The organism is Peribacillus sp. TH27 (genome assembly GCF_016650915.1).
GTDB lineage: Bacteria > Bacillota > Bacilli > Bacillales > DSM-1321 > Peribacillus > Peribacillus butanolivorans.
Window position 1 is genome coordinate 354,069 of record NZ_JAEKEV010000002.1, and the last position, 12,189, is coordinate 366,257.

A 12,189-nucleotide genomic window follows, 5' to 3' on the forward strand; every position below is an offset into this window, starting at 1 on the left:
TCTAAAGGTTTTTAAAGTACTATTTATCCCTTTATATATATAGACTCTTACAATTAATAGTAATTTACATTTGCAAATGCTCGTCAGGGGTCTATAATATTATATATCAGATTTGATAGGAGTGACTAGCTATGCTTTCAAACATTGGTTTTCCTGGTTTAATTCTAATCTTTCTTTTAGCATTAATTGTCTTTGGGCCGAAAAAACTTCCTCAAATCGGACGCGCTGTAGGTACATCGCTTCGAGAGTTTAAGGATGCAACGAAGGGAATAACAGATGAAATTCAAGAGGAATTTAAAGAAGACGTTCAAGCTGCGAAAAAAGAATCGGTAAAATAAAAAAACAATGAAAAAGACGCCTGCACGCAGCAGGCGTCTTTGATGCGTTTGAGGCGGGAACCGTCAGGCCACATCCCGACGTTTAGCTTAAAAAGCATGTTCTTCGACTTACACAAATTAGCTCATCGCTTTATTAATATAACATTTATCCTTTATTATTTCAAGAGAATTATTGAAACTCTTTAAAGAAATTTCATTGTTGTAAGTTGTTAGTGTAAAACCGTTTCTTTTTGTAATTGGTTATAAATTAATAAAAAACCATGTAATTTTATCCTACTAACCCGGGTTGATGTTTTCGATTAAATATTCTACCGAGGAAACTTGTCAAATATAAAATTTAAAATCTATATTCTCTACTGAAAAAAATAGGTATTAGCCTTCTTGTAAAGATACTACACTCCTTTTTGCATCATCTTTTAGACGACCTCTCTCCTATTTACTTTTAAAATCCAACATATTGTTTATTACTGATTAACTTCAACTCCATTTAAAATAGCTTTATCATTGTTGTTCAAGCTTCAATATATACTTGCCACTTTTATTTCAACCATAACACTGCATATTAGTCTTAAACTACTTTGACTTTCTCCACCTTTAATTTAGAGTTAAACAAAAAAACACTCCGATGAGTGTTTTTTTAAAATTATTATTTTTCCTGCTGATTAAGATTGGAATGTTTTCGAGAATAAACAAAGTAAATCACGATACCAATAGCCATCCAAATTAAGAAGCGTATCCATGTATGGCTACCTAGTTGTAACATAAGGAATACACAAAAAACAATCGCTAAACCTGGCACAAGCGGTACAGCCGGACAATAGAAAGCTCGTTTCATATCTGGTCTTGTTTTACGTAAAACGATTACCGCTACGGAAATCATCGTAAACGCTGTTAACGTTCCGATATTAACCAATTCGGCCAATTCACCAAGCGGTATAAAGGCTCCTAGTAAGGCGGCAATTATACCAAACATCCATGATGCCGCATAAGGCGTATTATATTTCTTATGAAGTTTTGATAAAGATTTGGGCATCAATCCATCACGTGACATCGCAAACATGATACGAGTTTGTCCATATAACATAACCAAGATGACCGTTGTCATTCCAATAAAGGCTCCAAGGTCAATAATTCCTGCAATCCAATTCTGGCCTGCGCTTTGTAGTACTAAAGAAATCGGGTGATCCAGTGCCGTTGCGAACTGTGAATACGGTACCACACCTGTCATAATTAAACTAACAATCATATAAAGTACAACACAAATAATCAATGAACCGATAATTCCTCGTGGTAAATTCTTTCCTGGATCTCTTGTTTCCTCAGCAGCAGATGCTACTGCATCAAAGCCGATAAATGCAAAGAACATTAAAGCGGCTGTAGAAAATACTCCACTGATTCCGAATGGCATGAATGGCTGCCAGTTTTCAGGTTTCACATAGTAAATAGAAGAGACGATAAACAGCAAAACAACGATCACTTTAATAACAACCATAATGTTGTTTATCCTTGTAGTTTGTTTCGTACCTCTAGAAATCAATAAAGTAATAGCCATAACTATTAAAAAGGCTGGCAAGTTCATATAAGTTGTAACACCCTCAATTGAACCAGGTGCTGCCGTGAGCTTCTCCGGGAAGTTAATCCCGAATCCACCTAAAAACGATTGGAAATAACCAGACCAGCCGGCCGATACGGCACTAACCGCCAATAAGTATTCAAGGATTAAATCCCACCCTATAATCCAGGCAGCAAATTCACCTAGAGTTGCATACGCATAAGTGTAAGTTGAACCAGATACCGGCACGGATGATGCAAATTCAGCATATGAAAGTGCTGCGAATAAACAAGCAAGGCCGGCAATGACGAACGATAACGAAAGCGCCGGACCAGCATTAACTGCTCCAGTTCCCGTTAATACAAAAATACCAGTGCCAATTATTGCTCCAATTCCAAGCATCGTTAAATCCCAAGCACCTAGTTCCCTTTTCAACCCCTTACTGTTGGAACCAGCGTTTTTCAATAAGTCCTCAATAGACTTCTTTCTAAAAATACTCATGTTTTCTCCTCCGCGAATTTAAAAAACTATTCAGAAAATAACGAATAAATGTATTCACTTACTTTTTATAGTAGAGAATTTTCGACAAAATTCAACAATTCCTGAATTATCTGACTTTCAAATTATACGTATTAAACCCTTATACGTCAATGGTTTTATTATAGTAGAATTTATATTTTGAAAATTCGTTGAATACCCCTAATGATTATTCGACAAAATTCTCTATCAAATGTTTAAGCGCATTTACATATAGAACGTTAAAATAAATATCCAAATTTTATAATCTTACATGAATGGATTTGACAAATCCTGAACTGGGATACCTACTTACCCTTTTAGATCTTCATTTGATTCTATTTTCCAATATATCCAAATTTTAGATAGAGACTCCAATTTATGTTCCCTACTCTTATTATTATGGAATAATACACCATAATTATTCTATCCATTCAAGAACTAAACGTTTGACGGAATCGATGTACATCTCTATACTTATTAAGTCTAAAAAGTACGGGAAATATGCTTAATTGGAGATGGTGACTTTCATGGATTTTACGATTACCTATCTGTCATTTTATTTAATACAGGTTGAAGGAAAAGGCGATCAGGCTGATAAACGATTTAAACATTTTCAAACACTCGATACCCAGGAATACGAAGAAAGTCCTTTAAAGGATTTTTTGGATGGGGAATTGATGAAAATCTCCAAACGAAAAGTAGACCGTCATCCAAAAACTGAACAAATACCCACAAAAATCGGTTCTTTTATTGTTGAAGAAGGCCATGCACTTGATTCCAATCCTAATTACAATGTATTTAACCGTGTCCGCTTTGCCGGTACAAAAGAAGTCTTCCAGCAGGAAAATGAACAATTCGCTCAGTCGTATATAGATACAAGTGCAGTGCGTGGCGGAGTCTTTCTAGTCGCATCTGCTAAATTAACGAAATATCTAGATGAACCGTTCGTCTTCTTATTAAAATGTGATTTCGAGCCGAAGGTTGCTTCCATTTCAGATGAACGAACACTAATTCGACACGTTGAAATGGCAATCACCACTAAAAATATGAAATCCATCCAATACCCCTACATGCCCGAAGAAGGTATGGTCGAAGAAGGCGAACTGAAAATCCACCAGGCTTCACATGCTCGCTACTTTGAGGACTTTTTGAAATTCGTTGAATATGGCGAATCGATGCCGGAAATCATGAAAAACCAAGTCATCCACATGGTTCATGAACATGTATCCGCCCAATTCGAAGAAAACAGTGACGAACTGCAGAAATTCGAACAGGACCTGGAAATCTGGGAAACTAGCGATAAACGAGAAATCCAAGAACGTCTTGAAACCCACCAAGTCGTCGAAGCCACTGCCCAGATTGTCGAGCATACACCTGAAGCCGAACTGCGAATGAAGCTTGGCAGCACCTCTGTCAAAGGACTTCTAGCCGATTTTGGGGAAAGCATTCATTTAGGGAAGATTAATGGGAAGTATGTATTGATGATAGAAGCCGATACGATTCAATTTGATAAAGGTGTTTCGCCGATTGAATTTCATAAGCCGGATGATTTGATGGAGATTGTGGAACGGATTAGTAGGAAAATCTAAAGAGTTGAGGGTTTTTTGAGGGATTTGTGATCATAAAAACAGTGCCATTTAAACGTTTGTAATCGTTTGTGTGATCAAATTTATGCTCTAAAACATATTAATACGGGTTTCCTTTAATTAAGTACAATTAAAATATTGAATCTAAAAGACAGTGAGCTTATCTTTGCTTACTGTCTTTTCATTTATGACTAAATATAATTTATGATATACACCCTGCATGTCATCGTCGATTTCACGCTTTTCGATCTTAACTCTTGACATATCAGTATTTTGAATAACTTTAAATCTATTCAAAATTGCTATGTTAATGTTCACATATCGTAGTACAAATCACTACATTTTTTTCGAAAAAGATTCTCGTGTGAGTATACCTTACTTTGAATCTACTATATAGAAATAGATGATTTAAGAGAGTTTGCCCTACTCACATGAGCAAATACTTTTTTCATAGTTTTCACCTTAATAATTATCTAATATAAAATGAGAGAAAATATCCTCTCTAATGTTTGGATTATATTAACTAACTTTTAAAATATTGAATCATTCTAGGCAAAAAAAGCCTACGGAATTATCCGTAAACTGTATCTATTAATTCACTTTTGAAACACTAAAAATCACACCAGCATCTTGATCATATTTTAAGTTATAACGAATCGTATTTTTCTCTACTTTCGTTTCATTCTTTTGATATTTATAGCTTTCATCAAACAAACGTAAATCCTTTAAGACTTGCCCTACATCTTTTTGGCTTAAATCAGGATTTGTGATACCAATTAACAACCCCATTGTAAGTACAATATCTGTCCCTTCCCCTTGACCAACCATTATTAGCTCATGAACTGCACCATTATCATCAATATTTTCAATTAATGTGACATCATCATTTCAGTTAACTCATCAGAATTAACGGCATCAATTTGGCCAGTGGTTGCAGTACTTGTGTCGTTTATTGCAAAACAAGGTATAAAAAAAGCAATAAAAAAATGGGGACCTTTCAATAGTTAAGTCAATGCTTAAAAGTTCTGAAGCAGTTGCAAAAGTAGTTGCGAAAGAATTGGGATATTCCAAAACCAATTATCTCTCTAAGAAAGCAGTTGTATATTACAATAAGAAAGGGAAGCCAAAATATATAGTTAGAGACATCGATAGTCATATTGGCGGTTCTTGGAAAGGTGCATCAACAGTAAAAGATCTAGGAAGTAAGAAAACTAGATCTGGAACATACGATGATATAGATTTAAATAGAATAGGGGATTAAATAATTTATGGAAAGAATTCAACAATTTAATGTTAATTTTAAGGATGATGAAACCCCATTTTTTCAGGTAGATACAAATCATAGAATAAGATTTGGAATGGATGAAATAAGCGGGAGTCTTCTTACAACTATCCTTAAAGACATATTCAACACTAATGAAAAGATTGATACGTCTTTTATTATAGGAAATATAACAAATAATAAAAGGCATCATGAAAAAAATGGGATAGGTAAATCAATCAAAATCAACAATTGAGAAGAAGTCATAGTTAAAGATGAAGAAATGGATGCTGAGATAATTTATGCTACAGTAAAAGGTATACATAATTCAGATGTGTATAATTATTGTAAGAAAGTCCACCAAGGGCATAGAGAAGCTTATATCGTTTTTTATAATGATAGGTTCCTCATTTATGTGAATAATGATGTTCTCGATATTATTTCTAATGATAGTAATTTGATTCGAGAATTGAAAGTTAAATACGAAAAACATCTTAATCCTTGAAATCCTCAAAATGATTTATTCAATTTTGATTTCCGTACAGTTTGCTCCATTGTGACATACACAAAAGCCAGCATCAAAATGTTGGCTTTGTTAATAAGAATTATTTTATTATTAATGAATATTTCTCTTTTTGAACCGTCCACCTCGTACTTCCGCAATATTTGCCATTGCTAAGAAAGATGAAGGGTCGATCTCTTCAACAATTGTAGTTAACTTAGATTCTTCAAGTCTGGTAATTACACAGAAAATAACCTTCTTGTCGTCTCCAGTAAAGGCACCTTCACCATGTAAATATGTTACACCCCGTCCTAAACGGCTATTGATTGCATCACCTATCTCTCTTGCATCTTCGCTAATTATCCATACAGACTTTGTTTCATCCATTCCAGTAATAACAATGTCAATGGCCTTAGCAGCTATTGCATAAGCTAAGATTGAATACATAGCTCTATCCCAGGTGTAAATGAATCCAGCAGAACCAAGTATAAATAGATTGATGAACATAACAATTTCGCCAACAGAAAAAGGCACTTTTTTACTTATAACAATGGAAAGTATTTCTGTACCATCAAGCGCCCCACCGTTACGAATTACTATTCCTACACCTACACCTAGGAAAATGCCTCCAAAAATTGTAGCAAGAAGGATGTCCTCAGTGAAGGGTGGAATAGGATGAAAATAAGTTGCAAAAATGGAGAGCATTACAATCCCATATATAATTGATATAGCAAAAGTTTTTCCAAACTGTTTATATCCCAGATATACAAATGGTAGATTCAATAGGAAAAGAAAGATTCCCAGTTTTATACCTGTAACATAAGAAAGCATAATTGAAATACCTGTAATGCCACCATCAATTACATGATTGGGAATTAAAAAGATTTCCAATCCAGTGGCCATTAGCAAAGCACCAATTGTAATAAGAATGGTCCGTTGGATAATTACCAAACGGGATAACTTTCTATGTCGCTTTTTTAGTGCTAAAACTTCCGTCAGAAAAATCACACCTTTTATTATTCATTTATTACTATTATATCCTAATATCAAATTAGGAAAAATAACTTTGAATAATAGAAGTTCTAACCTACGCTCAGTTTGTTCCAATAGTTTAAATACAGATCAATTTCTTCGATGTCAATGTCGATATATTTTTGTTTAATGTTTAAGGCATTACTTAAAAATCCTTTTACATCCCTTTAGTTTATTTTCATTATAACGGATACCCCAGGTCTGTAAAAGCCCATTAAGCTTCGTTCAACAATTATTAACCTGCTGTAAATACTGGTGCTCCTGCATCTGATACAGTCATTTTGTAACGTGTTCCATTTGCACTATACATATATGTCCCTTCAAAACTTGTTGTGGAAGCGTTGTTCAATCCTTTCGTTAATCCAACTAAATCATTATTGAAAGTCTGAATGTTACTACAAGTAGTTGTAATATCAATCCCATACTTTTGATTAGCTCCACGTACTTTGTTATTGTAAATACGTCCATTCCTTGAACTAGCTGATGCACTAATAGCACTACGTGTACCAACCGTTTCTGTAGTGGAATTAATGATTACATTAGAATGAACTTCTAGCCCATCCAAGCCACTCCTATTAAATACACTACGCCCACAATTCTCCACTCTATTCCCACTAATCTATAATCCTTCGTGTACCCTAATCCCACATAACTTGTAGAGCCATCAGCAGTAGCGTCACTCACATATACTACTTCTTTCGTAATTCCATTAACTAAGTTATCTTTAACTAATACGTTAATACTGTAGTATCCCATAACAAAACGAGAAGTAGTATTGGAGATATTCCCTCTAATTAACACATCCTCACAGAATGATAGATACATTGTCTCTGCTGTTGAAAGACCTTCAAAAATGTTATCAAGGATTTGAATGTTTTTCACTCTTGCAGTTATACCATCTTTCACCAAACCCGCTTCATAAATATCTCTATTTTTAGACTTAATAAAATGATTTCCTTGTATTTTTTAGTTCATCATAAAAAAAGCGGTAATACTTGGTCCAGTATTACCGCAAAATGTATAAACAGATAGCTTTTAAAACTAATTTAATCTTGTTACTAGCTTACCTTTACTGTTTTACTCTTACTCTTGTTTCCTGATTTGTCTTGAGCGTATACCTTTAATGACGAACCCTTCTTTTGTGCCTTAATTTTCACCTTAAAGTTTCCTCGACTATCCACGATTCCTTGCCCAATCTTCTTACTTCCATTGTAAATATAAATAGATGCTCCTTTTTCACCTTTACCAGTTACTGTTACTGTCTTACTTGTAATTTTATTAACTGTTGGTACGGATGGAGCTGTTTTGTCTATTACCTTAACTTTTTTACTTCCACTTTTATTACCTGAAGTATCTTTAGCATAAACAACGATGGTTGTACCTGCTTTTTGTTTTGCAATCTTAATCGTATATTGACCATTTTTTGCAGTTGTTTCTCCAATTTTCTTGCTTCCTACCATCGCATATACCTTTGCATTTAATTCAGCTTTACCAGTAATAACAGTGGCATTATCATATACATTATTAACTGTTGGTATCGATGGAGCTGTCTTGTCTATTACCTTAACTGTTTTACTTCCACTCTTATTACCTGAAGTATCTTTAGCATAAACAACGATGGTTGTACCTGCTTTTTGTTTTGCAATCTTAATCGTATATTGACCATTTTTTGCAGCTGTTTCTCCAATTTTCTTGCTTCCTACCGTCGCATATACCTTTGCATTTGATTCTGCTTTACCAGTAATAACAGTAGCATTATCATATACAGTATTGACTGTTGGTATGGATGGTGCTGTTACATCTTTTATCACCACAGTACAGCTTGCAGTCTTAATTCCATCCTCTGTGGTTACTGTTATGGTAGCTGTACCCTCCTTTTTTGCGATTATTTTACCTGTGCCATCAATAGCTGCGATATCTGAATGATTACTTTCCCATTTAACCCTTTGATTTGTTGCATTAGAAGGCAAAACATTAGCAGTCAAATTAAATTCTTCTCCAATTTTTAATTCAAGATTCGTTTTGGAAAGAGTAACTCCTGTAACTATAACTGGTTTTGTCTCTATTCTTAAAAGTTCCCCACCGATAACGCCATAAAGCTCATTATTGACCCAGTAATTGTTCAAACCTATTGTATATAGTTTTATTGGCTGACTTCCGTCATTCTTGATAAAATAGTAGCCATTACTAAACCTAGCTATTACATCACCATTAGCATTTAGAGATACAATTGATGTATCAGATCCTAAATAAGTGATTTGATTAGAAATACCATCTTTCCAAATAAAAATTTGCTTTGTTCCATTTATATAATTGGTATACGCCACATAGCCATTGTTAATGGTATAATCTCTTCCAGGTGAGAAATCATTTGATGATGTAGCAATCGTCTCATCTTTTCCATCAACATTCAAAATTAAGAAATGTGTATTCTCATTATATCGATGTCTTTCATATACAGTTAAGCTTCCATCCGACACTGGATATACATTAAAATAACTTCCATCAGAAGATAGCCTACTTGTATTTCCATTGGAATATTTATAAATATTGTAATTAAATATTGTATCCCCTGACCCATTCCATCCAGAACCTGACCAATAAATCACATCACCATTAGATGTTACATTATTCATCCAATTTCCTGCTTCGTTAGATACAAGTGTGATATTATCACTCTCTAGATTCTTTAAATATAATTCGACTCCAGAAGCAATACCAGGTGTTGTAAGAGGTTTTAAATCACCATTCCAAATTGCATAATGACCATTAACCTTTAAAGAATTATTTGAGTTTAATCTCCCTAAATAAGTAAGAGTACCATTTTTATATTCATATAAACTATTGGAGATATAATATGGATCAACATTTTGTACAACAAGCATCACTCCTAAAGGAGTTAAAAAACCATAATCCACTTTATTTATCGAATGAGAAAAAACTAATGTTTCGTTTGTTGTGTGTAAATCTTTTATTCTTATATCATTATTTGTTCGATATAATATTTTATTATCCTTATAATCTAATATTTCCCCATCAATTCGATCTTTTGGGCTTAAAAGTGGGCTATTATCAACATAAATTTCCCTAGTTGTAGTAAATGTGCCCCCAGATTCATTTGAAACTACAAATGTCATATAGATTTCTTTTCCATTATATTTACTAATATCAACAGTCTCATCGATTCTATTTACTCTCTCCAGCAATTTCGTCCCATAACCTTCATCATTAGAAGAGGCATATACCCCTATTGTAGAGGTTTCACCAGCTAAATCAGAAGCCTCTGCAGTGATCCGTAATTTTCCATTTGTAAAATCAAAAGATTTAGGAGAAATAATATTTAAACCTGGTGGCTGCGTATACTTAAATGTCGTTTGTTTCGCTACAGCATTCCCATAAACATCATAGACAGTGACTTCAAGTGTTTTTATTCCTCTTGATAAACCATTCAAATTTAATGTACCAACCCATCCTGGAAGATGTTCACCATAAGCATTGTTATCATATGTTAGAAGGATTTCCTTTCCCTCAACCTTTGCCTTAACTTGACTTACTTGATAGGTGGAGTTCGGTTTAGAAATAATAACTTTTAATTCATCATTTTTCGTAGTATTTGACGTAGGGGAAATAATACTAAAAGAAATATTTGGCTTTGTACTTTCTGCCTTAACCACTGGATTTATACTGAATCCTGATATGATGCAAATTAAAACAATTATTACCCATTTAAGCAACCACTTCAAAATTTCGCCCCCTTCTATAATATCAGTTAAATTTTACCATAATAATAGGAGGACTGTATTACATTTTCTAAATACTGAAATTATTCATATTATTATTTGAATATTTATCCTTTTATGACTTAATTTGAACGTTGTACCCTCTTTTATTCCGCTCAAAATCATTTCTAATGTGTCTGTCGCTTTATTCTGACCACCTAAACAATATTTAGTTAAAAATATTTCATCTATCACAAATCAAAATTACATTCCAGATGCTTCCTTTCTTTTGTAATTGACATCAAAACTTTACTATTTTTTTACCCCAATTTAATGTTGAGTTTGAAATTTCTATAATATAATTAAACTAATAAAAATAACTCATCATATGGAGGGTACAATCATGGACACAAAGGAAAGACAAGCATTAGAGTTATTGTTATCTCCAGAATTAATCAATAAGCTTGAAAGCTTATCAGCTAAAACAGACATGTCTATCCCTGAATTATTAGAAATATCTGTAGCTTCCCTTATAGAGAAGATGAGCAATACTACCGAACTAAATGTTGGGCTTAATAATAAAGAAATGATATTAAGAAATAAAATCATCATTAATCAGAATAAAGACGTATTAAATATATAAACACAAAAAAGCACTCGACCATTTAAGGTAAAGTGCTTTTACTTTTTACAAAATTTAAACCCAATAATGAATTGACCCAAAAGATCGCCCACTTATCATTATTCTATCAATACCAGGTGGAGTGATTTTGGCTTGATAAGTGTTACTACCTAGAATTTTATAGTCAATTAATCCTTTATCTTGTAGATACTCATACACTAGATGCTCTTGTTTTTCATCATCGTTTTCATAAAGATCCGTATATTTGATACCTGCTACTCTTCCGCCACTTTTTTCGTTATGATCATATAACTCTTAAAGTTCTCTATGTGCTTTCTTTCCATCTACAGACATTTATACCTTCTTACTCTACCTTTATAATGGATCTATTTCCTCTTGCTTGTGGTTCATTATTTTCACACTCCTAGGAAACACTTTATTTAATTTTTATATAAATTACACAATTTATATATTTGTACAAATTGTTCCTTCGTACACTGAACGAGGATTTTGTGCTCCTCGCCTTCTTCGTCGATCAAATAAATGTACGCAGTCGAGTTGTCTTTTTTCATTGCTCTGACAGCAACTTCAGCGATTGTACCGACTGAACCCACAAGTGCCGTACTAAGTATAGTACTACCATAACCTTTACCGACGTTTCGATCTCCACTTTGTTCCCACTCAATCTGTGAAAGTGTGAAGTGCTTATGTCCATATGCCGTTGTGACCTTGACTTCGCCTGACTTCCTCCCCTTTATTACAGACATTCTATTAACTAGCCCTTTGCCTTCGACGTTATCAGTTAATACGTGACCGCCCTTCAATACGCTGACCCGAGGTCTAAAAACCTGTTTCCAGAATCCCATAATAGTACCGTCCCTTTTCCTTATATTATCTTATATGTTATATGTACGCATCCGCCTACAAATGGGTTCATCTTTCTTCGCAGTTGCCTATTTTTGTACCCAAAAACCTTGGCCTTCGAGGAAAGAATGATTCCGTAATCTGGCCGAAGTTCATCACAAGTGCTCCGATAATAAGAATTCATCTGCACTACT

At 33.9% G+C, this 12,189-nt stretch carries 11 protein-coding genes and 1 pseudogene; 5 read left to right on the forward strand and 7 right to left on the reverse strand.

Features of this window, described 5'->3' with window-relative positions; genetic code table 11:
- Positions 1-131: 131 nt before the first annotated feature.
- Positions 132-338 (forward strand): twin-arginine translocase TatA/TatE family subunit, encoded by a 207-nt coding sequence (locus tag JFU24_RS03185; protein WP_201180600.1) that lies wholly within the window; start codon positions 132-134, stop codon positions 336-338.
- A gap of 646 nt (positions 339-984) precedes the next feature.
- Here the strand turns inward: JFU24_RS03185 and JFU24_RS03190 are convergent.
- Positions 985-2,391: an amino acid permease gene (locus JFU24_RS03190; protein WP_201249490.1), complete on the reverse strand. Its 1,407-nt coding sequence runs from the start codon at positions 2,389-2,391 to the stop codon at positions 985-987.
- A gap of 545 nt (positions 2,392-2,936) precedes the next feature.
- Here JFU24_RS03190 and JFU24_RS03195 point away from each other — a divergent pair.
- Positions 2,937-3,998: a DUF3900 domain-containing protein gene (locus JFU24_RS03195; RefSeq protein ID WP_201249491.1), complete on the forward strand. Its 1,062-nt coding sequence runs from the start codon at positions 2,937-2,939 to the stop codon at positions 3,996-3,998.
- Positions 3,999-4,586: 588 nt separating this feature from the next.
- On the opposite strand, the gene JFU24_RS03200 is transcribed toward JFU24_RS03195, so the two are convergent.
- A complete protein-coding gene (locus JFU24_RS03200; protein WP_056519383.1) occupies positions 4,587-4,823 on the reverse strand; it encodes a hypothetical protein in 237 nt (78 codons plus the stop codon).
- A gap of 66 nt (positions 4,824-4,889) precedes the next feature.
- Between JFU24_RS03200 and JFU24_RS03205 the strand changes: the two are divergent.
- Together JFU24_RS03205 and JFU24_RS30025 are read left to right on the forward strand one after the other, a co-directional pair.
- Positions 4,890-5,256: pseudogene (locus JFU24_RS03205) on the forward strand (SAR2788 family putative toxin); the annotation flags it as partial.
- Positions 5,257-5,263: 7 nt separating this feature from the next.
- The gene (locus JFU24_RS30025; RefSeq protein WP_242485265.1) at positions 5,264-5,512 is read left to right on the forward strand and encodes a hypothetical protein; all 249 of its coding nucleotides are present in this window, start codon (positions 5,264-5,266) and stop codon (positions 5,510-5,512) included.
- A 360-nt stretch (positions 5,513-5,872) separates the two neighbouring features.
- Here the strand turns inward: JFU24_RS30025 and JFU24_RS03215 are convergent, their stop codons facing one another.
- The 4 genes from JFU24_RS03215 to JFU24_RS03230 form a co-directional block, all read right to left on the reverse strand.
- The gene (locus tag JFU24_RS03215) at positions 5,873-6,757 is read right to left on the reverse strand and encodes a YitT family protein (RefSeq protein ID WP_201250865.1); all 885 of its coding nucleotides are present in this window, start codon (positions 6,755-6,757) and stop codon (positions 5,873-5,875) included.
- 268 nt (positions 6,758-7,025) lie between these two features.
- Entirely contained in the window at positions 7,026-7,355 is a 330-nt protein-coding gene (locus JFU24_RS03220; RefSeq protein ID WP_201249492.1) for a hypothetical protein, read from the reverse strand.
- Complete coding sequence (locus JFU24_RS03225; protein ID WP_201249493.1) at positions 7,343-7,696, reverse strand: hypothetical protein; 354 nt, start codon at positions 7,694-7,696, stop codon at positions 7,343-7,345. The genes JFU24_RS03220 and JFU24_RS03225 overlap by 13 nt, the downstream gene beginning before the upstream one ends.
- A 152-nt stretch (positions 7,697-7,848) precedes the next feature.
- A complete protein-coding gene (locus tag JFU24_RS03230; RefSeq protein WP_201224593.1) occupies positions 7,849-10,533 on the reverse strand; it encodes an Ig-like domain-containing protein in 2,685 nt (894 codons plus the stop codon).
- 379 nt (positions 10,534-10,912) lie between these two features.
- Here JFU24_RS03230 and JFU24_RS03235 point away from each other — a divergent pair, with 379 nt between their 5' ends.
- Complete coding sequence (locus tag JFU24_RS03235; protein ID WP_201180613.1) at positions 10,913-11,152, forward strand: hypothetical protein; 240 nt, start codon at positions 10,913-10,915, stop codon at positions 11,150-11,152.
- A gap of 419 nt (positions 11,153-11,571) precedes the next feature.
- On the opposite strand, the gene JFU24_RS03240 is transcribed toward JFU24_RS03235, so the two are convergent.
- Positions 11,572-11,997 carry a hypothetical protein gene (locus JFU24_RS03240; protein WP_201180615.1) on the reverse strand — a complete coding sequence of 142 codons (426 nt, stop codon included), beginning with the start codon at positions 11,995-11,997 and terminating at the stop codon, positions 11,572-11,574.
- Between the last annotated feature and the right edge of the window lie 192 nt (positions 11,998-12,189).